Source organism: Streptomyces sp. NPDC102360, assembly GCF_044766085.1.
GTDB lineage: Bacteria > Actinomycetota > Actinomycetes > Streptomycetales > Streptomycetaceae > Streptomyces.
The window spans coordinates 392,040-415,965 of record NZ_JBIWLG010000002.1 but is presented as its reverse complement, the minus strand read 5'-3'; the positions used below and the strand labels follow the sequence as shown (position 1 = coordinate 415,965).

At 70.6% G+C, this 23,926-nt stretch carries 18 protein-coding genes; 8 read left to right on the top strand and 10 right to left on the bottom strand.

The window, feature by feature from the left end; translation table 11 throughout:
* Window positions 1-41 precede the first annotated feature (41 nt).
* The 3 genes from ACIRHA_RS11350 to ACIRHA_RS11340 all read left to right on the top strand — a co-directional run bounded on the left by ACIRHA_RS11350 (window position 42) and on the right by ACIRHA_RS11340 (window position 4,387).
* On the top strand, window positions 42-1,526 hold the full coding sequence (locus ACIRHA_RS11350; RefSeq protein ID WP_403843076.1) for a cellulose binding domain-containing protein: 1,485 nt from the start codon (window positions 42-44) through the stop codon (window positions 1,524-1,526).
* 58 nt (window positions 1,527-1,584) lie between these two features.
* Window positions 1,585-3,336, top strand: a complete 1,752-nt coding sequence (locus tag ACIRHA_RS11345) for a glycoside hydrolase family 6 protein (protein WP_403843073.1) — start codon at window positions 1,585-1,587, stop codon at window positions 3,334-3,336.
* A gap of 127 nt (window positions 3,337-3,463) precedes the next feature.
* On the top strand, window positions 3,464-4,387 hold the full coding sequence (locus tag ACIRHA_RS11340; protein WP_403843070.1) for a class I SAM-dependent methyltransferase: 924 nt from the start codon (window positions 3,464-3,466) through the stop codon (window positions 4,385-4,387).
* Between the two features lie 61 nt (window positions 4,388-4,448).
* Here ACIRHA_RS11340 and ACIRHA_RS11335 read toward each other — a convergent pair whose 3' ends face one another.
* The 6 genes from ACIRHA_RS11335 to ACIRHA_RS11310 all read right to left on the bottom strand — a co-directional run bounded on the left by ACIRHA_RS11335 (window position 4,449) and on the right by ACIRHA_RS11310 (window position 13,364).
* The gene (locus tag ACIRHA_RS11335; protein ID WP_403843068.1) at window positions 4,449-5,282 is read right to left on the bottom strand and encodes an aldo/keto reductase; all 834 of its coding nucleotides are present in this window, start codon (window positions 5,280-5,282) and stop codon (window positions 4,449-4,451) included.
* 111 nt (window positions 5,283-5,393) lie between these two features.
* The gene (locus ACIRHA_RS11330) at window positions 5,394-6,128 is read right to left on the bottom strand and encodes an ABC transporter ATP-binding protein (protein ID WP_403843066.1); all 735 of its coding nucleotides are present in this window, start codon (window positions 6,126-6,128) and stop codon (window positions 5,394-5,396) included.
* Entirely contained in the window at window positions 6,125-8,791 is a 2,667-nt protein-coding gene (locus ACIRHA_RS11325; protein WP_403843064.1) for an ATP-binding cassette domain-containing protein, read from the bottom strand. The genes ACIRHA_RS11330 and ACIRHA_RS11325 overlap by 4 nt, the downstream gene beginning before the upstream one ends.
* A gap of 22 nt (window positions 8,792-8,813) precedes the next feature.
* On the bottom strand, window positions 8,814-10,076 hold the full coding sequence (locus tag ACIRHA_RS11320) for an ABC transporter substrate-binding protein (RefSeq protein ID WP_403843062.1): 1,263 nt from the start codon (window positions 10,074-10,076) through the stop codon (window positions 8,814-8,816).
* 294 nt (window positions 10,077-10,370) lie between these two features.
* On the bottom strand, window positions 10,371-12,200 hold the full coding sequence (locus ACIRHA_RS11315; protein ID WP_403843059.1) for an AMP-dependent synthetase/ligase: 1,830 nt from the start codon (window positions 12,198-12,200) through the stop codon (window positions 10,371-10,373).
* 300 nt (window positions 12,201-12,500) lie between these two features.
* Complete coding sequence (locus ACIRHA_RS11310; protein WP_403843057.1) at window positions 12,501-13,364, bottom strand: LysR substrate-binding domain-containing protein; 864 nt, start codon at window positions 13,362-13,364, stop codon at window positions 12,501-12,503.
* Window positions 13,365-13,489: 125 nt separating this feature from the next.
* Here ACIRHA_RS11310 and ACIRHA_RS11305 point away from each other — a divergent pair, with 125 nt between their 5' ends.
* Window positions 13,490-14,566: a bile acid:sodium symporter family protein gene (locus ACIRHA_RS11305; RefSeq protein ID WP_403843054.1), complete on the top strand. Its 1,077-nt coding sequence runs from the start codon at window positions 13,490-13,492 to the stop codon at window positions 14,564-14,566.
* Here the strand turns inward: ACIRHA_RS11305 and ACIRHA_RS11300 are convergent.
* From ACIRHA_RS11300 to ACIRHA_RS11290, 3 genes are all read right to left on the bottom strand, one after another.
* Window positions 14,496-15,731 (bottom strand): DUF4185 domain-containing protein, encoded by a 1,236-nt coding sequence (locus ACIRHA_RS11300; RefSeq protein WP_403843051.1) that lies wholly within the window; start codon window positions 15,729-15,731, stop codon window positions 14,496-14,498. The genes ACIRHA_RS11305 and ACIRHA_RS11300 overlap by 71 nt on opposite strands.
* A 158-nt stretch (window positions 15,732-15,889) precedes the next feature.
* Window positions 15,890-17,725: an exo-alpha-sialidase gene (locus tag ACIRHA_RS11295; protein WP_403843048.1), complete on the bottom strand. Its 1,836-nt coding sequence runs from the start codon at window positions 17,723-17,725 to the stop codon at window positions 15,890-15,892.
* 124 nt (window positions 17,726-17,849) lie between these two features.
* On the bottom strand, window positions 17,850-18,773 hold the full coding sequence (locus ACIRHA_RS11290; RefSeq protein WP_403843045.1) for a zinc-binding alcohol dehydrogenase family protein: 924 nt from the start codon (window positions 18,771-18,773) through the stop codon (window positions 17,850-17,852).
* 107 nt (window positions 18,774-18,880) lie between these two features.
* Here ACIRHA_RS11290 and ACIRHA_RS11285 point away from each other — a divergent pair, with 107 nt between their 5' ends.
* Entirely contained in the window at window positions 18,881-19,327 is a 447-nt protein-coding gene (locus ACIRHA_RS11285; protein WP_403843043.1) for a MarR family winged helix-turn-helix transcriptional regulator, read from the top strand.
* A 51-nt stretch (window positions 19,328-19,378) separates the two neighbouring features.
* On the opposite strand, the gene fdhD is transcribed toward ACIRHA_RS11285, so the two are convergent.
* Window positions 19,379-20,227 carry a formate dehydrogenase accessory sulfurtransferase FdhD gene (fdhD, locus tag ACIRHA_RS11280; RefSeq protein WP_403843041.1) on the bottom strand — a complete coding sequence of 283 codons (849 nt, stop codon included), beginning with the start codon at window positions 20,225-20,227 and terminating at the stop codon, window positions 19,379-19,381.
* A 159-nt stretch (window positions 20,228-20,386) separates the two neighbouring features.
* Between fdhD and ACIRHA_RS11275 the strand changes: the two genes are divergently transcribed.
* The 3 genes from ACIRHA_RS11275 to ACIRHA_RS11265 all read left to right on the top strand — a co-directional run bounded on the left by ACIRHA_RS11275 (window position 20,387) and on the right by ACIRHA_RS11265 (window position 23,749).
* Entirely contained in the window at window positions 20,387-21,739 is a 1,353-nt protein-coding gene (locus ACIRHA_RS11275; RefSeq protein WP_403843038.1) for an OFA family MFS transporter, read from the top strand.
* Between the two features lie 235 nt (window positions 21,740-21,974).
* Entirely contained in the window at window positions 21,975-22,922 is a 948-nt protein-coding gene (locus ACIRHA_RS11270) for a beta-ketoacyl-ACP synthase III (protein ID WP_403843036.1), read from the top strand.
* A 149-nt stretch (window positions 22,923-23,071) separates the two neighbouring features.
* Window positions 23,072-23,749, top strand: a complete 678-nt coding sequence (locus ACIRHA_RS11265; RefSeq protein WP_403843033.1) for a GntR family transcriptional regulator — start codon at window positions 23,072-23,074, stop codon at window positions 23,747-23,749.
* The last annotated feature ends 177 nt before the right edge of the window (window positions 23,750-23,926 follow it).

The following is a 23,926-nucleotide window of genomic DNA, read 5'->3' as shown; positions in this document are numbered from 1 at the left end:
CCGGCCATGGCCGTACGTGTCCGAGCTGCAAGGAATCGCTCATGCGACACCCCCCGCACAGTGCGTTACTCATGGCGTGTGCCGTCTCGGCGGCCACGCTGATCCCGTTGGCCGGCACCGCGCCCGCGTCCGCCGCCACCCCTGCCTGCACGGTCGAGTACTCCGTCACCGGGCAGTGGGGCGACGGCTTCCAGGGCGCCGTGAAGGTCACCAACAACGGCGCGGCGAAGGACAGTTGGAGCCTGTCCTTCGGCTTCGCCGACGGCCAGAAGGTCACCCAGGGCTGGAGCGCCAAGTGGTCCCAGTCCGGCACGACGGTGACCGCGAGCAACGAGGCATGGAACGGCGCACTCGCCACGGGCGCCTCCGTGTCCGCCGGCTTCGTTGGCTCGTGGTCCGGTGCCAACACCGTGCCCACCGCCTTCAAGCTGAACGGCACGACCTGCAACACCGACACCACGGACCCGACGGACCCGACCGATCCGACGGACCCGACCGGCCCCGGTGACGGAGCCGCCCCGGCCCTGAAGGTCTCCGGCAACAAGCTCGTCGACGCCTCAGGGGCCACCCGCCGGATCCTCGGCGTGAACCGCTCCGGCGCCGAGTTCATGTGCGTACAGGGCCACGGAATCTTCGACGGCCCCGTCGACGACGCCGCGATCAAGGCGATCGCCGACTGGAAGTCGAACGCCGTCCGCATCCCGCTCAACGAGGAGTGCTGGCTCGGTCTCGACAACATCAAACCGGAGTACGGAGGTGTCAACTACCAGTCCGCCATCAAGCAGTTGGTCGACCGCGTCAAGGCGAACGGCATGACACCGATCCTGGAGATGCACTGGTCGTACGGCCAGTACACCGGGAACTCGGCGGGCTGCTCCGACGTCCACGCCAGCTGCCAGAAGCCGATGCCGGACGCCAAGTACGCGCCCAGCTTCTGGTCGTCCGTCGCCAGCACCTTCAAGGCGCAGCCGGAGGTCGTCCTCGACCTGTTCAACGAGCCGTATCCGGACCGCGCCACCCCCACCCTGTCCGAGGCCTGGGCCTGCTGGAAGGACGGCGGCACGTGTCCCGGCATCGGCTACGAGGTGGCCGGTATGCAGGACCTGGTGGACGCCGTGCGCGCGGCGGGCGCCCCGAACCTGATCCTGGCGGGCGGCCTCGCGTACTCCAACGACCTGCGGCAGTGGCTCGCCCACAAGCCGTCCGACCCGGCCGGCAATCTCGCCGCGGCCTGGCACGTCTACAACTTCAACACCTGCTCCAGTGAGGCCTGTTGGGACGAGCAGCTCGCGCCCGTCGCGGCGCAGGTCCCGCTGGTGGCGGGGGAGATCGGCGAGAACACCTGCTCCCACGCCTTCATCGACCGGGTCATGAAGTGGTTCGACGACCGGAAGCTGTCGTACCTCGGCTGGACCTGGAACACCTGGGACTGCTCCTCAGGTCCCTCGCTGATCAGCGACTACGACGGCACGCCGACCAACTTCGGGGTCGGCCTGCGCGACCACCTGAAAGCCATCAACCCCTGACCGAGCCATCAACCCCCGACCGAGCCATCAACAGCTCACATCGAAAGGGACACCCCACATGAGTCGCACCAGATCCAGATCCAGATCCCGCTCCCGGGCCGGCGCCGCCGCGCTCGCGGCCCTCGCGATCACCGGCGCCGGCTGTCTGGCAGGAGCCGTCGCCCTGCCCGCGTCCGCCGCGGCCCCCGCCTGCACCGTCGACTACAAGGTGCAGAACGACTGGGGCAGTGGCTTCACCACCTCCGTCAGCGTCACCAACAATGGTGCCGCGGTGAACAGTTGGAACCTGACGTGGTCCTACGCCGGCAGCCAGAAGGTCGGCTCCGGCTGGAACGCCGACATCTCCCAGTCCGGGTCCGCAGTCACCGCCAAGAACGTCTCGTACAACGGCGGCCTCGCCTCCGGGGCCTCCGCCTCCTTCGGGTTCAACGCCACGTACAGCGGCAGCAACGCCGCACCCACCACGTTCAAGCTGAACGGTGTCACCTGCAACGAGGACACCACGGGGCCGACCGACCCGACCGATCCCACGGATCCGACCGACCCCACCGAGCCCGGTGACCGCGTCGACAACCCCTACGCGGGCGCCAAGGTGTACGTGAACCCGGAGTGGTCCGCGAAGGCGAAGGCGGAGCCCGGCGGCAGCCGCATCGCCGACCAGCCCACCGGTGTCTGGCTAGACCGGATCGCCGCCATCGAGGGCGTGGGCGACGGCATGGGCCTGCGCGACCACCTCGACGCGGCGCTCACCCAGAAGGGCAGCGGCGAAGAGGTCGTCCAGCTGGTCGTCTACGACCTGCCGGGCCGCGACTGCTCCGCGCTCGCCTCGAACGGCGAGCTAGGCCCGACGGAGATCGACAAGTACAAGTCGGACTTCATCGACCCGATCGCGAAGATCCTCGCCGACCCGAAGTACGCGGGTCTGCGCATCGCCACCACGATCGAGATCGACTCGCTGCCGAACCTCGTCACCAATGTGTCCGGCCGCCCGACGGCCACGCCCAACTGCGACACCATGAAGGCCAACGGCAACTACCAGAAGGGCGTCGGTTACGCCCTCGACAAGCTCGGTGACATCCCCAACGTCTACAACTACATCGACGCGGGCCACCACGGCTGGCTCGGCTGGGACGACAACTTCGGCCCCTCCGCCGAACTGTTCAAGTCGACCGCGTCCGGCAACGGCGCCAAGCTCTCCGACGTCGCCGGATTCATCGTGAACACCGCCAACTACAGCGCCCTGAAGGAGGACAACTTCAAGATCGACGACTCGGTGAACGGGACCTCCGTGCGCCAGTCGAAGTGGGTGGACTGGAACCGGTACACCGACGAGCTGTCGTACGCGCAGGCCATGCGCGAGAAGCTGGTGTCGCTGGGCTTCGACCAGAACCTCGGCATGCTGATCGACACGTCCCGCAACGGCTGGGGCGGCGCGGCGCGGCCGACCGGTCCGGGCGCCAAGACCTCCGTGGACACGTACGTGGACGGTGGCCGTTACGACCGCCGCATCCATCTCGGCAACTGGTGCAACCAGAGCGGTGCCGGCCTCGGCGAGCGGCCGCAGGCCGGCCCGGCGGCCGGGATCGACGCCTACGTGTGGATGAAGCCGCCGGGCGAGTCGGACGGGTCGAGCACCGCCATCGACAACGACGAGGGCAAGGGCTTCGACCGCATGTGTGACCCGACGTACACCGGCAACCCGAGGAACAACAACAACCTGAGCGGGGCGCTGCCGAACGCGCCCGTCTCCGGGCACTGGTTCTCCGCCCAGTTCCAGGAGCTCATGAAGAACGCCCACCCGGCGCTGTAGCCCGGCTGCCGTAGTCGGATCCTGCCGAAATTGCCGACTCGGCAACGTGGCTTGCCTGCCCGTATGTCGTCCGCGCACCCTGAGGGCGACGGACGACATACGGGCACGAAGGGCGGCGACACCCGACATGGCACACGGCCACCACCAGCACGAACAGCACGGCGAGCAGCAGCACGGTCAGCACGGCGGGCACGGTCACCACGACCAGACGGACATCGACTGGGCCGACATGATCCCCATGCTGGAGCGCAACGCGTCCGTGTACGAGCCCCTCTACACGCAGGCCCTCTCCTGGCTTCGCGCGTCCCGCCCCGCCGGCACCGGCCTGATCGTCGACGCGGGCGCGGGCCCCGGCGCGGTCTCGCTGCACCTCGCCGAGGCCTTCCCCGAGGCCAAGGTCATCGCGGCCGACCCGGAGGAGAAGCTGCTCGCCCGCGCCATGGAGCGGTTCGCGCAGCAGGGGATCGCCGAGCGGACGGGCACGCTGCGCGTCGAACTCCCGGACAGCATCGACGAGTTGCCGTCCGCCGACCTCATCTGGGCCGCCCGCTCCCTGCACCACGTGGGCGACCAGCGGGCCGCGGTCTCCGCGCTCGCGGGGCGGCTCGCGCCCGGCGGCACCCTCGCGCTCGTCGAGGGCGGTCTGCCGCAGCGCTGCCTGCCGCGCGACTTCGGTCTCGGCAGGCCCGGCCTGCAGGCGCGGGCCGACGCCATCGAGGAGGAGTGGTTCGGCGACATGCGCGCGAAGCTCCCCGGAGCCAAGCAGGACACGGAGAACTGGGCGGAGCTGCTGACCGACGCCGGACTGACGAACGCCGTCAGCCGCAGCTTCCTGCTCGATCTTCCCGCGCCGCTCTCGGGCGAGGCCCGCGAGACCGTCATCGATCTGTGGAAGCGCCGCCTGGAGGTCTTCGCGGAGGCCCTCCCGGCCGAGGACATGGCGACTATGCAGCGCCTGATGGACCCGAAGGACCCGCAGAGCCTGTACCTGCGGGACGACGTCTTCCTGCTGACGGCCCACACCGTGCACACGGCGGTCAAGGCGGGCTGAAGAGCGTACGCGCACGAGAAGGGGGCCCGGCTCGCGTGCCGGGCCCCCTTCTCGTGAGGTGTTACGCGACGTCGAACGTCGCCGGGTCCGGGCCAAGCCGCCGGTCCTCGTTGAGCGCGGAGATCGCGCCGAGGTCCTCGGTGTCGAGCTCGAAGCCGAACACGTCGATGTTCTCCTTGATCCGCGACGGCGTCACGGACTTCGGGATCACCACGTTGCCCAGCTCGATGTGCCAGCGCAGCACGACCTGCGCGGGCGTGCGGCCGTGCTTCTGCGCGATCGCGATGATGGCCGGAACCTCCAGGAGGCCCTTGCCCTGGCCGAGCGGCGACCAGGCCTCGGTCGCGATGCCCAGCTCGGCGTGCTTCTCGCGCGCGGCGCGCTGCTGGAGGTGCGGGTGCAGCTCGATCTGGTTGACGGCCGGGATCACGGAGGTCTCGGCGGTCAGCTTGTCCAGGTGCTCCGGCAGGAAGTTCGAGACGCCGATGGACTTGGCGCGCCCGTCCGCCTGGATCTTCTCGAAGGCCTTGTACGTTTCCACGGCGAGGCCCTTGGACGGCAGCGGCCAGTGGATCAGGTACAGGTCGACGTAGTCGAGACCCAGCTTCTCAAGCGAGGCGTCGAAGGCGCGCAGCGCGGAGTCGTGGCCCTGGTCCGCGTTCCACAGCTTCGTCGTGACGAACAGCTCCTCGCGGGGGAGGCCGGACGCGGCGATGGCCTTGCCGGTGCCCGTCTCGTTCTCGTAGGCCGCCGCGGTGTCGATGCTGCGGTACCCGGCCTCCAGCGCCGTCGCGACGGCGGTCTCGGCCTCGTCGTCCGGCACCTGCCACACGCCGAAGCCGAGCTGGGGCATCTCGACGCCGTTGTTCAGGATGATCGGGGGAACCTTGCTCACGAGGTGTCGATCCTTTTTCGTCCGGTGATGGGTGGCACTGCACATGCGGTACTCCCATGGTCAACGATCACGGGCGTACACGCATTCCTGTGGGTGACACCAGCATGACAGTCAGGTATGAGAGCTTTGCGCCGGGGGCTGTGACCCCAGGTACGCCTCGCGTACCCGCGTGTCCGCCCGGATCACCTCCGGAGTCCCTTCCGCGAGCACCGAACCCAGATCGAGCACCACGACCCGTGAGCACAGCTCCATCACGAACGCCACGTTGTGCTCGACGAGCAGCACCGCGCAGCCGTCCCCGGCGAGCCGTCGCACCGTCGCCGCGAGCAGCTCGCGCTCCTGCGCCGTCATGCCGGAGGCGGGCTCGTCGAGCAGCAGCACGCGCGGCCGGTCGGCGGCGGCCCGCGCCAGCTCCAGCATCCGGGCCCGGCCGACCGGCAGCGTCCCCGCGTAGGTGCCGGCGAGCTCGTCGAGGCCGCAGTCGCGCAGGAGGGCCCGCGCTCGCTCGTCGTCGGCCCCGCCGCGCCGCCACTCCTGTGCGACCAGCAGGTTGTCCGCGACCGTGAGCTGCCCGAACAGCTGCTGGCGCTGGAACGTGCGGCGCATTCCGTGCCGCGCCCGCCAGACGGGGGAACGCCGTGTGACGTCCGTGCCGTCGAGCAGTACCCGGCCGGCGTCGGGCCCGCGGATCCCGGAGACGACGTCGAAGAACGTCGTCTTGCCCGCGCCGTTCGGCCCGATGAGGCCGCAGACCTCGCCGGGCGCGAGGCGCAGACCCACCCCGTCGAGGGCCCGCACGCCGCCGAACCGCACGCCGATGTTCTCGGCTTCGAGTACGTGCCTCATGAGTGTTCGGCCTCCTTGGTCGCCGCGATGCCCAGGTACGCCTCCGTGAGCCGCTCGGCCTCCACCTTCTCGCGCGGCCCGCACCACGTGACGCGGCCCTGCGCGAGGTACGCCACGGTGTCCGCGACGCCGAGGATCTCGGACGCCTTCTCCTCGACGAGCAGCAACCCCGTTCCCGCGTCGCGGAGTTCGGCGAGCAGCCGGTACACCTCGTCGGCGACGCGCGGCGCCAGGCCGAGCGAGGGTTCGTCGGCGATGAGGACGCGGGGCGGGTGGTGCAGCAGCGCGGCGAGCGCCAGGAGCTGCTGTTCGCCGCCGGAGAGCGAGCCCGCGGTGACATCGCGCCGCGCCGCGAGCCCGGTGAACCGCTCGTAGACCGCCAACCGGTCGCTGTGCTGCGGGAGTTGGAGCGCCAGGTTCTCGTCGACGGTGAGGGACGGGAAGATGCCGCGGCCTTCCGGTGCGAGCACCACCCCGGCCCGCGCCCGGCGGACCGCGCCGCGGTGGCCCGCCGCGTCCCCCGCGACGTACACCTCGCCCTGAAGCGGCGTCATGAGGCCCGCCGCGACCTTGCACGTCGTGGACTTTCCGGCGCCGTTGGGGCCGAGGAGCGCCACGATCTCGCCGGGGTGGACCGTGAGGTCGACGCCCTGGAGGACGCGGGCGCCGTCGTATCCGGCCTGTACGCCCGCGAGTTGGAGTGCGGCATCGGGGTCGGGAGCCGGTACGGGCGCGCTGTCGACGACGTTCGTCGTGGCGCTCTTGCGGCGGTGGCGGCGGGCCGGGATCGCCGCGCAGTAGCCGTCCGGGTCGTTGGCGAGCGCGAGGCCCGCGAGACCGAAGAGGATCACCGGGAGCTGCACCGACTCGGTCAGGTGGTCGCTGATCAGATGCGGTACGACGGCGAAGCCGAGCCCCGCGACCACCGCGAACTGCGGCCGCCGCACACCCGCCGCGACCACCACGGCGAGCCAGATGAGCCCGGTCATCGCCGTGAAGTCGGTCGCGGTGATGCGGGTGTTGTACGACGCGTACATCACGCCGCCGAACCCGGCGAGCCCCGCAGAGATCGTGAACAGCAGCAGCTTCGTGCGGATCACGGAGATGCCGGACGCCATCGCCGCGGCCGGTGCCGAGCGCACGGCGAGCATGGCCCGGCCCGCCCGCGAGCCCCGCAGCGCGCTCAGTCCCGCCACGGCCGCCGCGCACAGCACCACCATGGCCACGCCCATCGCCCGGTCGTCGCCGAGGTCGAGCGGGCCCGCGACGGGGCGCGGGATCTCCCAGCCGGTGTCGCCGTTCCTCAACCAGCCGAGCTGGAAAAGGACTTGGTCCGCGAGGAAGGCGAGCGCGAGCGTGGCGAGGGCCAGCGAGCGGCCGCCGAGCCGCTGTGCGGGCAGCGCCACGAGCGCGCCGAGCAGGGCCGCCGCACACGTTCCGACGAGCGCCGCCCAGATGAACGGCACTCCGTGGCTCATCAGCAGCCCCGCGACGAGTGCGGCGCCCGTCACGAACGCGGCCTGCGCAAGGGACACCATCGCGCCGAGCCCGGTGACGACGGTGAACGACAGGAACACCAGGGAGATCGCGAGGCCCTGGGCGAGGATCCCGCTCCAGAACGGCGTCGTCACCGTGTAGAAGGCGACGGCGAGCAACACGGCGGCCGCCGACCACGGCCCCCAGCGCCGCAGCCACGACCGCCCCGCCAGATAGTCCACCGGCGGCGCGTCGCTCGCGACCGTGCCCGCCGTGCGCTGCCGCCGCGTGAGCAGCAGCAGCCCGGCGAACAGGATCAGGAAAGGCACCGCCGTACGGAACCCGGTGATCTTCTCCGCGAACGTGGCGTACCCCGCGACCAGGTTCTGGAGCACACCCAGCCCGAGCCCGCCCGCGAAGGCGAGCGGGATCGACATGAAGCGGCCGAGCACGGCGGCCGTCGCCGACACGAACAGGAACAGCGTGAAGTCGTGCGAGGAGAGCCCGAGCAGGGGAGTGGCCAGCACCCCCGCGAGCCCGGCGAGCACCGACGACAGCATCCACGCCACCGAGGAGAGCCGGTCGGCGCTGATCCCGCGCAACTCGACGAGCGAGCGGTTGTCGACGGACGCCCGCAATTTGAGCCCAAGTGCCGTGTGGCGCAGCAGAATCCACAGACCGAGCGCGACGACGGCGGTCGTCACCCACGTGATCAGCTGATCGGAGTCGATCCCGACGCCGTCCATCAGCTGCCAATTCTTGGCAGGGCTCGGCCCGACACCCGGCAGCCCGAACTGATTCTCCGCCGGCTTCACCGGCGCGCCCGCGTCCTCCAGCAGTTCGACGATCCACAGGCCGAGCGCGGGCAGCGCGACGAGCAGCCCGATCGTCGCCACGATCTGCGCGGTCTCTCCGACCCGCGCCAGTTTCCGGAACATCATCCGGTCGAGTCCCCACCCCAGCAGGGGAGCCACGACGAGGACGAGCAGCAGCGCCGTCGGCACGGCCGGCCAGCCGAAACCGGAGTGCAGTTCGTAGAAGGCGAGCGCGCACAGATAGGCAGTCGCGCCGTGCGCGAAGTTGAAGAGCCCGGAGGCCGAGTAGGAGAGCACGAGCCCCGTGGCGAGCAGCGCGTACAGCGCCCCCGACACGAGCCCGCTCAGCACGAAGGCAAGCAGATCCGTCACGTGAACACCCTTCCCTTTAGGCCTACTTGAAGGGGATCGGCGGATAGCACTTGAACGCGGACGACACCCGGTACGCCCCGTCCTTGAGCTGCGCGAGCGCCCCGCAGCCGAACGACTCGGTGCGCCCGCGCGGCAGCGCCCGGTCACCGACGAGCGTCCCGGTGTCGGAGAACCCGTTCGCCGCCTTCTGGAACGACGCGACGGTCAGATTCTTGCCCGCCTTCTTCGCGATGGAGAGGAAGAGATCGGCGCTCATGTACCCCGTCATCATGTGCATGTTGAACGGGATCTCCTTGCCCCCGGACGCCTTCTTGATGTCGGCCTTGAACTGCTTCATCCCGGGCGTGGACGCCTCGAACGGCTCGAAGGACAGCAGCACGTGCACCCCGTCGAGCGCCTGCTTCGTCGCCTTCTTGGCGAGAAGACCGGGGTCGTAGTCCGTCGGGTCGGTGAGCACGCCCTTGTACCCGGTGCGCTTGACGGCCGTGAACAGGCCGATGTTGTACGGCGTCTGCATCACGGAGACGACCACGTCCGGCGCCTTGCCGCCGTCGCTGCGCAGCAGCTCCTTCGTGTACGCCGACCAGTCGCTCGGCACGGCGGTCGCGGGGACCGTGGCCTTCGCGTAACTCACCTTGTAGCCCGCCGACTTGAAGGACTGCTTGTACGTGCGGACGGCGAAGGTGCCCGCGTCGTTGTCGTTGGCGAGGATCGCGACGGTCTTGCCCCGCGCGCCGCCCGTGACCTTCTTCAGCCCCTCCGGCCAGGTCTGCGAGATGGTGCCGCCGGGCATCGGCACCATGCAGCCGCCGTAGCCGTAGATGTACGTCGGGCCGCAGAACGAGGGAAGCGTGCCCCAGCCGAACGTCGGCACCTTCTGCTTCTGCAGGAAGTCCGCCCCGGAGAACGTCACGGAACTCATCGGCGAGATCGCGAACACCTTGTCCTGCTGGACGAGTTTGCGGGCCGCCGCGAGGTTCTTCGCCGGGTCCTGGCCGTCGTCCTCCGCGCCCAGGTAGTCGATCGTGCGGCCGTTCACGCCGCCCTCGGCGTTGGCCCGGTCGAAACGGGCCTTCGCGCCGAGGTCGGTGTCCTTCTTGCTGTATCCGCTCGACGTCGTCATGGAGACGATGCCGCCCACCTTGATGCGGTCGTCGCTCACGCCACGGACCGAACTCCCCTGTCCACCGGCGGTGTTGTTGCCGCTGTTGGCGGTGGAGTTGCAGGCGGTGGCGAGTAGTAGTGCTGCCACGGTGGTGGTGATGGCGCGGATCGGTCGCGACACGGTCGGTCCCCCTCCGTCGGAGTGAGGGTGATTCTGTGGGGGACCTGATGAACCGTCAATAACCGGGACGCCAATATTTGACGACCCGTCAGCCCACTCAAGCCCCTCCGGCGATTGAGGAGCGGGGTCCGGGGCGGAGCCCCGAGAGCGCAACGCTGACGGGGCTGAGGTTGCGGGGCTCTGCCCCGGACCCCGCCGCTCAATCGCCGCGGGGGCTTGAATTGGCCCCGCCGCCCAATCGCCGCGGAGGCTTAATTTGGGCCCGCCGCTCGATCGCCGCGGGGCTCGAATTGGTTACAGCGTGCCGTACAACGCGTCGACCTCCGCCGAGTACGCCTGCTCGATCGCCTTGCGCTTGAGCTTCAGGGACGGCGTGAGCAACCCGTGCTCCTCGGTGAACTGATGCGCGAGGATCCGGAACGTACGGATCGACTCGGCCTGCGAGACGAGGGTGTTGGCGGCCACCACCGCGCGCCGCACCTCCGTCTCCAGGTCCGGATCGCGCACCAGGTCCGCCGGTGACATCGACTGCTTGCCGCGCATGCCGAGCCAGTGGTCGACGGCCTCGGTGTCGAGCGTGACGAGCGCCGCGATGTACGGGCGGTCGTTGCCGACGACCAGGCACTGCGCGATCAGCGGGTGGTCGCGCACCCGCTCCTCCAGCTGCTGCGGCGAGACGCTCTTGCCGCCGGAGGTCACGAGGATCTCCTTCTTGCGGCCGGTGATGGTGAGATAGCCGTCATCGTCGAGCGCGCCCAGGTCACCGGTGGCGAGCCAGCCGTCGTACAGGGAGGAGTCGGTGGCCTTCGGGTCGTTGAGGTAGCCCTGGAAGATGTTGCCGCCGTAGATCCACACCTCGCCGTCGTCGGCGATGTGCACGCTGGACCCGGGTATCGGCTGGCCGACCGTGCCGTAGCGGGTCTGCTCGGGCGGGTTCGCCGTCGCGGCGGCCGTCGACTCGGTGAGGCCGTACCCCTCGAAGATGGTGACGCCGGCGCCCGCGAAGAACAGGCCGAGCTTGCGGTCCATGCCCGAGCCGCCGGACATCGCGTGCCGCACGTGGCCGCCCATCGCGGCGCGCACCTTGGAGTAGACGAGCTTGTCGAAGACGGAGTGCTGCATACGCAGCGAGGCGGAGGGGCCCGGGCCCGTGCCGAATGCCTTCGCCTCCTGTGCGTCCGCGTACTTCACCGCGCACTCGATGGCCTTCTCGAACGGCCCCGACTTGCCGTCGTTCTCCGCCTTCCTGCGGGCCGCGTTGAACACCTTCTCGAAGATGTACGGCACGGCGAGGATGAACGTCGGCTGGAACGACTGGAGGTCGGGCATGAGCACGGACGCGCGCAGCTCCGGCTGGTGGGCCAGCTTCACGCCGCCGCGGATCGTCGCGACCTCCACCATGCGCCCGAAGACGTGGGCGAGCGGCAGGAAGAGGAGCGTCGACGGGGTGCGGTCGCGCTTGGAGGAGAACACCGGCTCCCAGCGCGCGATCATCGTGTCGGCCTCGTACATGAAGTTGCCGTGCGAGATCACGCAGCCCTTGGGGCGGCCCGTGGTGCCGGAGGTGTAGATGATCGTGGCCGTCGACTCGGGGGTGATCGCGCGGCGGTGCCGGTGCACGGTCTCGTCGTCGATGTGGGTGCCGGACGCGGTGATCTCGTCCACGGCGCCGCCGTCGATCTGCCACAGGCGGTGCAGATGGGGGAGTCGCCCGATGACCGTGGCGACGGTCATCGCGTGGTCCTCGTGCTCCACGATCGCCGCCGAGACCTCGGCGTCGTACAGCATCCAGAAGACCTGCTCGGCCGAGGACGTCGGGTAGATCGGGACGACCTGGGCGCCGACGGTCCACAGCGCGAAGTCGAACAGCGTCCACTCGTAGCGGGTGCGCGCCATGATCGCGACGCGGTCGCCGAACCGGATGCCCTGCGCGAGCAGGCCCTTGGCAAGGGCCAGCACTTCGTCGCAGAACTGGGCCGACGTGACTTCCTGCCACTTGTCGTGCCGGTCCTTACGGGCCAGGGCTATATGTCCCGGTGTGTCCAGGGCATGGTCGAACACGGCGTCGGCCAGGCCGCCGACGAGCGGCGCCGACGCCACAGGGGGGTTGGTGAACTCACGCAAAGTTGCTCCTTGTGGCGCTCCGCACAGCGTCGGTGACGGTACCTGACCGGAAGGCTTCGCGGGAGTGCCTGCAACGAGCGGAAGGTGCGCGGAATTTGCACAGGTCAGACGTTTATAACGGGCCACAACGGGTGGAGCTGGGCAGAATACTTACGCCACAGTAAGTTTCGGGAGCGCAATCTCCCGGCCCTCTTCACGAGCCTCCATTGGATCTCTGCAAAGAGGTCACCACCGGCCGCCGCCCGAGTTTTTAGACGGAGCGGTCGGTTCCGGTGGACGCTACCACTGCGCCAACGGGCGCTAACGGGCGCTCCGATGCAGCCGGTCCCCGCCCGCCAGGATCGCCTGCGCGAGCGCCCGCGCGGGCTCGCTCTCGTCCCGTGCCGCGCTGCGCACCACGAAGTCGACCTCGCCAAGCTCCGGAAGGCCCACCCGGTCCGGCACCCGTACGAGGCCCGGCGGGATGAGGCCGCGCGAGTGGGCCATCACGCCGAGCCCGGCCCGCGCCGCCGCGACGAGGCCGTTCAGTGAGCCGCTCGTGCAGGCGATCCGCCACGCACGGCCGTGCCGCTCCAGCGCCTCGAGGGCCAGGGCGCGCGAGATCCCCGGCGGCGGGTAGACGATCAGTGGCACCGGCCGGTCCTGGTCGATGCGGAGCCGCTCGGAGCCGATCCACACCAGCCGGTCGTGCCACACCGACTCGCCGCGCGGATCCTCCGGGCGCCGCTTGGCGAGCACCAGATCCAGCTTCCCCGCGTCCAGCTGCGCGTGCAGTGTCCCCGACAGCTCGACCGTCAACTCCAGGTCCACCTCCGGGTGTTCGGCCCGGAACGACTCCAGGATCTCGGGCAGCCGGGTCACCACGAAGTCCTCGGAGGCCCCGAACCTGAGCCGGCCGCGCAGCCGCGTCCCCGTGAAGAACGACGCCGCCTGCTCGTGCACCTCCAGAATCCGCCGGGCGAATCCGAGCATCGCCTCCCCGTCCTCCGTCAGCTCCACGGAGTGCGTGTCCCGCGTGAAAAGGGTGCGGCCCGTCGCGTCCTCCAGGCGCCGCACATGCTGGCTCACGGTCGATTGCCGCAGGCCCAGGCGGCGCGCGGCCTGCGTGAAGCTCAGCGTCTGCGCGACGGCGAGGAACGTCCTGAGGTGACCGGGCTCGTACATGCCCCGAACCGTACCTCTGCTCATCACGTGACGCGATCACAGTCAGAGCGGTATGCAGGATTCCCGATCAAGGCCTTGAGGAGGACCATGGAGAGGGCACGACATGAACCGAGAGCAAGGAACCAATGAAACGCCTGACCTGGCCGAGCTGGATGCCGATCGACCCGTACATCCTGGCGTTGATCGGAACAGTGGGCCTCGCCGCACTGCTCCCGGCCCGAGGGGCCGCCGCCGATGTCGCGTCCGGTGCCTCCACCGCGGCCGTCGCCTTCCTCTTCTTCCTCTACGGGGCACGCCTGTCGACCCGTGAGGCGATGGACGGGCTGCGCCACTGGCGGCTCCACGTCACCGTCCTCGCCTGCACGTTCATCGTGTTCCCGCTGCTCGGCCTCGCGGCCCGCGGACTGGTCCCTGTACTGCTGCCGCAGAACCTCTTCGAGGGACTCCTCTTCCTCACCCTCGTCCCGTCGACGATCCAGTCGTCGATCGCGTTCACGTCGATCGCGCGCGGCAACGTCCCGGCGGCGATCTGCGCGGGCTCCTTCTCCTCGCTCGCCGGCATCGTCCTCACGCCGCTGCTCGCGGCCGCACTGCTCGGCAACAGCGGCGGCGGCTTCTCCGCCGACTCGCTCGTCAAGATCGTGCTGCAACTGCTCGTGCCGTTCCTCGCGGGCCAGTTGCTGCGCCGCTGGGTCGGCGGCTTCATCGCGCGCCACAAGAAGATCCTCGGCTACGTCGACCGGGGCTCGATCCTGCTCGTCGTCTACACCGCGTTCAGCGAGGGCATGGTGCAGGGCATCTGGCACCAGGTCAGCGCGGTCCGCCTCGCCGGACTCCTGGTCGTGGAGGCGGTGCTGCTCGCGATCATGCTGGCGGTGACCTGGTACGGAGCGAAGGCCCTCGGCTTCAACCGCGGCGACCGCGTCGCCATCCAGTTCGCGGGCTCGAAGAAGTCCCTCGCCTCGGGTCTCCCCATGGCGAGCGTGCTCTTCGGCGCGCACGCCTCCCTCGCGGTGCTGCCGCTCATGCTCTTCCACCAGATGCAGCTGATGGTGTGCGCGGTCATCGCCAAGCGCCGCTCGAAGGACGCCGAGGACACCGAGCACACGGACGGCACGGTGGAGCCGGAGGTCACCGCTCCCGCAGGGGGCCGAGCCGAAGAGACACGAACCGCGGTCGGTACAGGGACACGTTCCGGCTGAGTTCGGCCTGTGCGGCGGCGGGCGCGGCGTCCAGCCAGTTGACGTCATAGCTCAGGACGAGCCGGCCGCCGCCGCTCAGCGCCGGGTGCGTCTGCGGGTTGTACGCCGCCGCGCGCGAGGGCGTCGCCCCGTCGCGGGGGAGCGGCGGCGTGAACGCCTTCGCGGGTCCGTGCCAGGGCCCGGCCGGTGAACAGGCCCAGTACGAGGTGACCTCCGTCAGGCCCTTCGCGCCCGCCGCCGTCGTGAACAGGACGTACGTCTCCGCGTCCCGCACCACCGAGAAGGCGGTCCCCACACCACGGCGCTCGCCGTCGCCCAGGACCGGAGCGGCGCGCGTGCCCCACCGCTCGCCGTCCCAGTACCGCCACGCCCGGACGTCCCCGAGGCGGCCCTGCGGGACCCGTGCCACGTACGCGCGATGCACGGCCTTCTCCCCGTCGTCGGCCCCGAACACGTACGTCCAGCCCTGGTGGTCCACGGCCGTCGTCCCGTACAGCACGCGCCGCGCCGGGTCCCGCACCTGGCGCTGGTCGAGGACCTGGGTGATGCCTTCGAGGCGCAGGTCGGGCAGCGACAGGGTGGCCACCTCGGTCGCGTTCGGCACCCCGAAGACGTACGGTCCCGTGCCCTGGGCCCGCGTCCACAGCAGCACACGTACGACCTTCCTTCCGCCGCTCTCCTCGACGCGCGCCGCGACCGGCCAGCGCCACTCGCCCGCGGCCGTGTCCGGGAACAGCGGCGCCGCGAGCGTCCGGTCGAGGCGACCCGAACGGTCCGTCACCACCGCGGAGTTGCGGACGAAGGGCGCCTCCGCGGTCCGCCAGGGGTGCGGCTGCCCGGCGGGGTTCGGGGGCTGGTTCACGGCGCCCAGGTATGTGTCGGAGAACAGCCACAGCAGCCGACCGTCCGGCAGCCGCACGGAGTGTGTGCCGTCGCCGCCCGTCCAGTCGTCGAGCCGCGCGGCGTCGTCGCCGTAGCGGGCGAACTCGCCGGTGAGCCGCGCGTCCGCGGACCACGAGGCGACACCTCGGGGCCCACACCGCGCACCGCCCTCCCGGCCGGGGAGGGCGACGAGCGCGATCAGCACGAGAGCGAGGGCGGCGAGCAGGGCGAACAACCTCCGCCGGTCTCGCCGCGCCGTCCCCCGCTCCTCACGTCCCCGCATGCGAGGCGAGGCTAGTGCGCCGGCCACCGTTGGTCCACGACGCACCGCCCGCGCACATCAAGCCCCTGCGGCGATTGAGCAGGCCTTTCCAGCCCCGCCGGCGTTTGAGGCGCGGGGTCCGGGGCGGAGCCCCGTGGCGTGCACCCCGTCGGGCCGGGTCACAAGCCCGACCGGATCCGGTCCAGTGGCAGCCACAGCACGTCGCCGCCGCCCGAGGCGACCCGCACCTCGTCGATGGCTCCGGTGAAGTACGCCCGGCTGTCCATGCGCTGCCCGATGTGCACACCGAACGGCGCGTTCCGGCTCACCGATCCGGGCACATCGTCGGCGGCGCCGACCTCCTCGCCGTCGACGGAGAGCGTCAACTTCCCGTCACCGCGCCGAAGTTGGACCCGGTGCCAGTTCCCGTCGTTGTACGCGGACGCGGCCCGCACCGTCACCGTCCTGGGAGCCGCGGCCCCGTCCCGTACGGTGATCAGCCCGGTGATCCGGTTCGCCGCGGGGTCGGCGCTCAGCGTCACCTGAGGCTGCGACGCCCCGGTGCCGCCCAGCGAGAGCAGCGGCTGCTCACCGCTCGTCGCGCTGTACCGGAACCACAGTGACGCCGTGAACTCCCGTGACCCGAGCCGGAGTCGGTCGTCGTACGGCAGCCGCACCGCGTCGTCCGTGCCGTCGAACGACAGCGCCCCGCCGGTCCGCCCGTCCGTCTCCCGGGCGCCGCCGAGCACGGCCGCGGGGTGTGCGCCCGGCGCCCGGTCGTCCGTCGTCGGGTCGGGCCCGCTCCGCCGCTTCAGCCAGTCGAGCGTGAACCGGGCGAAGCGGATCTCGTCGCGCGCGTCCACCGTCCCGCCCTCGTACAGCAGCCCCACGTGGTCGCGGTCGGCCTGCACCAGGTCCGAGTAGCCCGACCAGTCCCGGGTCACGACGGTGCCCCGGTCGAAGCTCTCCCACGTGCGCCCGCCGTCGTACGAGGAGCGGATCATCATGGTCCGCCGCCGGTCGGGGTCGCCCGGGCAGGCGAGCAGCAGCCGGTCGCCGCCCCTGCCGATGGGCAGCGTCGCCCCCTGGACCATGGGCGCGTAGAGATCCGGTAGCGCCGCGAAGGGGCGGGCGAAGGAGTCGCCGCCGTCCCGGCTGACGGTCTGGGTGCGGTGCCCGAGGTCGGTGCCGTCCTGCTCGCGCCCGCTGATGTGGACCGCGCCGTCGGGCAGCTCGGCGAGCGCCAATTCGGAGGGCTTCTGCCGGAACGTGCCGTCGTCGGCGATCGGCCAGGTGTCCCGCGCGCCGACGCGCCAGTGCTCGCCGCCGTCGTCGCTGACCATGAGGGCGGCGTGGTTCGCGGTGACCCGGCTGCCATCCCACGTCTCGGCGTTGACGGCGAACACGAGGCGGCCGCGGTGGTGTCCCCGCGTCAGCTGGATGCCGTGCGAGGGGCCGGTCGCGTACCAGGAGTTGAAGTCGTCTGGCAGCAGCTCGTCACTCAGGTCGCGCGGCCGCGACCACGTGCGGCCGTCGTCGTCACTGTGCTGCATGTACGGGGTGCGATCGCACGGCACGTCGCAGTTCTTGCCGTCCGTGCGGCCCGTGTTGTACGTCTCCGCCAGCAGGACGCGGCCCGTCCGGCGGTCCACGACCGGCGAGGGGTTGCCATGGGTGTCGCCGCCGCCCTCGTTGACGACCTGGAGCGGCGACCAGCTGCGTCCCCCGTCGTGCGAGCGCTTGACGACGATGTCTATGTCACCGGCGTCGGTGCAGTCGTTCTTGCGGCCCTCGGCGAAGGCGAGCAGGGTGCCGCGCGCCGTCTTCACGACGGACGGGATCCGGTAGCAGGCGTATCCGGGGTCCCGGCCGGGCTTGAACAGCACCTGCTGTTCGAAGGAGGGCCGGGGCTTCGGCGTGGCCTGCGCGGTCGCCGTCGCGGGGAGTGCGGCGGCGACCGCGAGCGCGGCCACCAGCACGGATCTCGGACCGGTACGGACGGATCTTCTGTGCATGGAGCGGCCCACCCTTCGGGTCGTCCGGTGCGACCGGACATCCGACGTCCTACGTCTGATGTGTGCATCGCAGACGCTACGTGCGCACCTCCGGGCTCACAAGAACCACGCCGGTTTCCGCATGTCAGGGCACGAGCACGACCTTCCCGGTGTTGGCCCGTCCCTCGATCACGGCATGCGCCCTCGCGGCGTCCTCCAGTGCGAACTCCCCGTGGACCACCGCTTTCAGATCCCCCGTCAGGAACAGCTCCCACAGCTCCGCGCGCCACCGCTCGTACGTCTCCGGCTGCCCGCGCGCAATGAGCCCCAGCTGGAAGCCGGTCACCGACTTCGCGCCCACGAGCAGGTCGTACGCCTCCACGGTGCCGCCGCCCGAGCTGTACGCCACGAGCCTGCCGTGCGGCGCGAGCGCGGCCACGGCGGGCTTCAGGAGCGCGCCGCCGACCGCGTCGAGCGCGTAGTCGACGGGCTCGCCCCAGGACTCGGCGTCGTACGTCACCACGTCGTCGGCCCCGAGCGCGCGCACGAAACCGGCCTTGCCGACGTCCGAGACCGCCGCCACCGCCCGCCGCGCACCCTTCAACTTGGCCAATTGCAGGGCGAGATGGCCCACACCGCTCGCCGCCGCGGTCACCAGGGCGGCCTCGCCCGGCTCGGGCCGCGCGGCGTGCAGTGCCCCGTACGCGACGAGCCCGCTGCGCACGAGTGCCACCGCGTCGACCGCGCTCGCGCCGTCCGGTATCGGGGAGGTCATCGAGGTGTGCAGCGGTGCGTAGTCGGCGTAGCCGTGGCCGAAGACCAGGCCGGTGACCCGGTCCCCGATCGCGTAACCCGTCACTCCCGCGCCGAGCGCGACCACCTCGCCGGCGATCTCGCCGCCGAGCGCGATCGGCTCGCGCGCCTCGCGGACCTTGCGGACGACGGGCAGCGTCACCCCGACCGCCTCGGCGCGGACGAGGAGTTCGCCGAGTCCCGGCTCGGGAACGGGCACCTTCTCCAGGAACAGGACCTCGGGCCCGCCGCTGTGCTCGTACCGGACACGACGCATGGACGTGACCACCTCCGCGTACCGTCAGATTTCATTGGGACTCCCAACGATGATGACGTTACGCGGGTTTCATTGGGAAGGCCAACGTTTATCGGTACGGTGGCCGCATGAGCGCATCGAGCCCACCGCCCACCGCCCCCGGCGTCATCCGTGACCTGCCCAGTTGGCTGCTCGGGCGGGCCGCCGCGCGCGGGCGGGCGCTCGTCGCCGACGCGCTGGCCGAGCAGGGGCTGAAGATGTGGCACCACGTGGTGCTCAGCGCGGTGTCCGAACGGGGGCCCGTCGCCCAGGCCGATCTCGTGCGCGGCGTCGGGCTCGACCCCAAGGACATGGTCGGCGTCCTCAATGACCTACAGGCCGCGGGCCTCGTCGAGCGCGCGCCCGACCCCAGGGACCGGCGCAAGAACGCGGTCACGGTCACGGCCGATGGCGCCCGCCTCGTCGACACGTGCGCGGTGGCGGCGCGCGCCGCGGGCGACGAGCTCCTCGCGCCGCTGTCGGCGGCGGAGCGGGAGCGGTTCATGGACATGCTGCGGCGGGTCGCGGGGGTGTGAGGACAGAGCCCGCCCGGCGTGCCGCGCGCCTTCAGCGAAAGCGGTGAAGTGTCAGCCCTGTGCGACCGCGGCCTCCAGGGCGATCCGGTCCTCACCCGCGTACACGTTCATGGAGCTGCCCCGCAGGAAGCCGACCAGGGTCAGGCCCGTCTCGGCCGCGAGGTCCACCGCGAGGGACGAGGGCGCCGACACCGCCGCGAGCATGGGGATGCCCGCCATCACGGCCTTCTGCACCAGCTCGAACGAGGCGCGGCCCGAGACCATCAGGATCGAGCGGGACAGCGGCAGTTCGCCGTTCTGCAGAGCCCGGCCGACGAGCTTGTCGACCGCGTTGTGCCGCCCCACGTCCTCCCGGATGTCGACGAGCCGCCCCTCCTCGTCGAAGAGCGCCGCCGCGTGCAGCCCCCCGGTCCGGTCGAAGACGCGCTGGGCCTCACGCAGCCGGTCGGGGAGCGAGGCGAGCAGCTCGGGTGTCATCCGGACCGGGGGAGTGTCGGCGATCGGGAACCGGGCCGTGGTGCGCACCGCGTCGAGACTCGCCTTGCCGCACAGGCCGCACGACGAGGTCGTGTAGACGTTGCGCTCCAGAGTGATGTCGGGCAGGACGATGCCGGGTGTGGTCCGCACGTCGACCACGTTGTACGTATTGCTGCCGTCCTCCGTGGCGCCCGCGCAGTACACGATGTTCTGCAGGTCGTCGGCGGTGGCCAGGACACCCTCGCTGACCAGGAAGCCGGCCGCGAGCGGGAAGTCGTCGCCCGGGGTGCGCATGGTGATGGCGAGCGGCTTGCCGTTCAGCCGGATCTCCAGCGGTTCCTCGGCGACAAGGGTGTCCGGCCGTGTGGAGACATGGCCGTCCCGTATCCGGATCACCTTGCGTCGTTCCGTGACTCGTCCCATGGCTCCCATTCTCCTGTACCCATGGTGCGGGGCGGTGCCCGACCCGGCACCAGTCGTGACGGGATATTGCCTACAGTATGGAAGCCGCCGGATTCGTCGACAAGGGCCTGGGCAGTAGGGGCTTCCCAACAGCCCTGTGACTGCCTACGGTTCGGGATCATGAGGCCACCCGTCGCGCCGGCCGGTTGGAGCCGCTGGCTCGTTCCCCCCGCCGCGCTCTCCGTCCATCTCTCCATCGGCCAGGCCTACGCCTGGAGCGTCTTCAAGCCGCCCCTGGAGTCGGCGCTGGGGCTGAGCGGCACGCAGAGCGCGCTGCCGTTCCAGCTCGGCATCGTGATGCTCGGCCTGTCGGCCGCCTTCGGCGGCACGCTCGTCGAACGCAACGGGCCGCGCTGGGCCATGACCGTCGCGCTCGTCTGTTTCTCCTCCGGCTTCCTGCTCTCCTCGCTGGGCGCGTACACGGAGCAGTACTGGCTGATCGTGTTCGGCTACGGCTTCATCGGCGGCATCGGCCTCGGCATCGGGTACATCTCGCCCGTCTCCACGCTGATCAAGTGGTTCCCCGACCGGCCCGGCATGGCCACCGGCATCGCGATCATGGGCTTCGGCGGCGGTGCGCTCATCGCGTCCCCGTGGAGCGCCCAGATGCTGGAGTCCTTCGGTGCGGACAGCGGCGGCATCGCGCTCGCGTTTCTGGTGCACGGACTCGCGTACGCGGTGTTCATGACGCTCGGCGTGCTGCTCATCCGGGTGCCGAGGCCGCAGGTCCAGGAAGGCGGGCGCACCGAGGCGGCCGCCCCCAGCGGCCCGCAGGTCTCCGCGAAGCAGGCGATCCGTACGCCCCAGTTCTGGTGCCTGTGGGTCGTCCTGACCATGAACGTGACCGCGGGCATCGGCATCCTGGAGAAGGCCGCGCCGATGATCATGGATTTCTTCTCCGACACCAGTACCCCGGTGTCCGTATCCGCCTCCGCGGGCTTCGTGGCGCTGCTCTCCGCGGCGAACATGGTGGGCCGCATCGGCTGGTCCTCCACGTCCGACCTCATCGGCCGCAAGAACATCTACCGCGTCTACCTCGGCGTGGGCGCCCTGATGTACCTGCTCATCGTCCTGTGGGGCGACTCCTCGAAGCCCCTCTTCGTACTGTGCGCCCTCGTGATCCTCTCCTTCTACGGAGGCGGCTTCGCGACGATCCCCGCGTACCTGAAGGACCTCTTCGGCACGTACCAGGTCGGCGCCATCCACGGCCGGCTGCTGACCGCCTGGTCCACGGCGGGCGTCCTCGGCCCGCTGATCGTCAACTGGGTCGCCGACAGCCAGGAGAGCGCGGGCAAGCACGGCGCCAATCTGTACGGCCTCTCGCTCATGATCATGATCGGCCTGCTGGTCGTCGGCTTCGTCGCCAATGAACTGGTACGCCCCGTGCACGCCCGCCACCACGTAGTCCCCGCCCCCAGGGAGCCCGCAGATGACATCGACACCGCCGCCGGAGACCGCAAGGAGCGCGCCTGATCGGCGCGGCCTGATCACCCTCGCCTGGCTGTGGGTCGGGCTGCCGCTCGCGTACGGAGTGTATGAACTGGTGCAAAAGGCCACACAGCTGTTCACCGGGTGAATGTGCGTAACCGGCTCGGCGGCTCCAGCAGAAGTCTCCAAGTGAAGCGGCACTTTCCTGTCACTGGACGCCACCGGTTACTCGTGAGTCGCTGACCAGACTGGAGGGTCCGCAGCTCACGAGGGGGCCTCCATGGTCGGTTCGCGCATTGTCGGCATCGGGCACCACCAGCCCGCCAGGATCCTCACCAACGAGGAGCTGGCGGGCATGGTCGACACCAATGACGAGTGGATCCGCAGTCGCGTCGGTATCCGCACCCGGCACATCGCGGGTCCCGACGAGCCCGTCGACGAGCTGGCCGCGCACGCCGCCGCCAAGGCGCTGGCCGCGGCGGGCCTGACCGCGGCCGACATCGACCTGGTCGTCGTCGCGACCTCCACGGCCGTGGACCGCTCCCCGAACACGGCGGCCCGCGTCGCCCACCGCCTGGGCATCCCGTCGCCGGCCGCGCTCGACCTGAACGTGGTGTGTGCGGGCTTCACGCACGCCCTCGCCACCGCCGACCACACGCTGCGCGCCGGGGCCGCGACGCGCGCCCTGGTCATCGGCGCCGACAAGATGTCCGCCGTCACCGACTGGACCGACCGCTCGACGTGCGTCCTGGTCGGGGACGGGGCGGGCGCCGTGGTCGTCGAGCCGTGCGCCGAGGGCGAGGAGCCGGGGATCGGCCCGGTCCTGTGGGGCTCGGTCCCCGAGATGGGTGACGCCGTACGCATCGAGGGCGAACCGGCCCGCTTCGCCCAGGAGGGCCAGTCCGTCTACCGCTGGGCAACCCGCTCTCTGCCGCCGCTGGCCCGCGAGGCCTGCGCGAAGGCCGGGCTCGAACCGGAGGACCTCGCCGCGGTCGTCCTCCACCAGGCCAACCTGCGCATCATCGAGCCCCTCGCGGAGAAGATCGGCGCGGTGAACGCGGTGGTCGCGCGGGACGTCGTCGACTCCGGCAACACCTCGGCCGCGAGCGTGCCGATCGCCCTGTCGAAGCTCGTCGAGCGCGGCGAACTGGTCAGCGGGGCGCCCGCGTTGCTCTTCGGCTTCGGCGGCAACCTCTCGTACGCGGGTCAGGTCGTCCGCTGCCCGTGACCCTGCCGCGCTTCACCGGCATACAGAATGTGACGAGGTCGACTCGCCCTAGCCGTAGCGATTGCGCTCGGTAAACTGTATTCCAAAGCCAATCCGGTAAACGCCGGAGCCGGCCTGCCGGATGCTCGAAGCACAGGAGGGGGACCGCGATGTTGTCCACAGGACTGCCGCAGGGGGCGGTGCCCAAGCTGGAGCGCCCCGGACCGCTGCGCGAGCGGGTCTACGAGGCGCTGCTCGAACTGATCACGACGCGGGCCCTGCAGCCCGGCCAGCACCTGGTCGAGAGCGAGCTCGCGGGCCACCTCGGTGTCTCCCGCCAGCCGGTGCGCGAGGCGTTGCAGCGGCTGAACACCGAGGGCTGGGTGGACCTGCGCCCGGCGCAGGGCGCGTTCGTGCACGAGCCGACGGAGGACGAGGCCGACCAACTCCTCAGCGTCCGTACGCTGTTGGAGGCCGAGGCCGCCCGGCTCGCGGCGGCCAACGCGGGCAAGACCGGTATCGACGAGCTGGAGGCGCTCTGCGCCAAGGGTGAGCGGGCCGTCGCCGACGGGGACGTCGATCTCGTCGTCGCCACCAACGCGGAGTTCCACGCCAAGGTCATGGAACTCGCGGGCAACGTGGTACTCGGCGAACTCGCGGGCCAGGTCGACCGCCGGGTGCGCTGGTACTACCAGCCCGTCGCCCGGCAGCGCGGCGAGCAGTCCTGGATCGAGCACCGTCAGCTGATCGCGGCGATCTCGGCGCGCGACGAGGCGAAGGCCACGGCGGTGATGCGGACGCACACCGAGCACACCCGCGAGACGTACCACCACCGCGACGAGGCCTGACGAGGCCCGACAGGGCCTGGCCAGGTCCGACAGGGCCCGACGGGAGGGCCGTTCCCCGCTCCGGCGGTAGGCTTTGTCCTGTGGCCGGAGAAAGTAGGGGGCAATTCCCGCGCAACTTCTTCCCGCGCCGGGTGGGCGCTGCTACGTTCCCCATCGAAAGACGAACGCGAGCACACG

Coding starts and splice junctions, on each gene's coding strand:
- ACIRHA_RS11275 (WP_403843038.1), top strand. CDS start 20,387: ATGAGGCCACCCGTCGCGCCGGCCGGTTGGAGCCGCTGGCTCGTTCCC.
- ACIRHA_RS11285 (WP_403843043.1), top strand. CDS start 18,881: ATGAGCGCATCGAGCCCACCGCCCACCGCCCCCGGCGTCATCCGTGAC.
- ACIRHA_RS11290 (WP_403843045.1), bottom strand. CDS start 18,773: ATGCGTCGTGTCCGGTACGAGCACAGCGGCGGGCCCGAGGTCCTGTTC.
- ACIRHA_RS11295 (WP_403843048.1), bottom strand. CDS start 17,725: ATGCACAGAAGATCCGTCCGTACCGGTCCGAGATCCGTGCTGGTGGCC.
- ACIRHA_RS11330 (WP_403843066.1), bottom strand. CDS start 6,128: ATGAGGCACGTACTCGAAGCCGAGAACATCGGCGTGCGGTTCGGCGGC.
- ACIRHA_RS11345 (WP_403843073.1), top strand. CDS start 1,585: ATGAGTCGCACCAGATCCAGATCCAGATCCCGCTCCCGGGCCGGCGCC.
- ACIRHA_RS11300 (WP_403843051.1), bottom strand. CDS start 15,731: ATGCGGGGACGTGAGGAGCGGGGGACGGCGCGGCGAGACCGGCGGAGG.
- ACIRHA_RS11305 (WP_403843054.1), top strand. CDS start 13,490: ATGAAACGCCTGACCTGGCCGAGCTGGATGCCGATCGACCCGTACATC.
- ACIRHA_RS11265 (WP_403843033.1), top strand. CDS start 23,072: ATGTTGTCCACAGGACTGCCGCAGGGGGCGGTGCCCAAGCTGGAGCGC.
- ACIRHA_RS11310 (WP_403843057.1), bottom strand. CDS start 13,364: ATGTACGAGCCCGGTCACCTCAGGACGTTCCTCGCCGTCGCGCAGACG.
- ACIRHA_RS11270 (WP_403843036.1), top strand. CDS start 21,975: ATGGTCGGTTCGCGCATTGTCGGCATCGGGCACCACCAGCCCGCCAGG.
- ACIRHA_RS11350 (WP_403843076.1), top strand. CDS start 42: ATGCGACACCCCCCGCACAGTGCGTTACTCATGGCGTGTGCCGTCTCG.
- fdhD (WP_403843041.1), bottom strand. CDS start 20,227: ATGGGACGAGTCACGGAACGACGCAAGGTGATCCGGATACGGGACGGC.
- ACIRHA_RS11340 (WP_403843070.1), top strand. CDS start 3,464: ATGGCACACGGCCACCACCAGCACGAACAGCACGGCGAGCAGCAGCAC.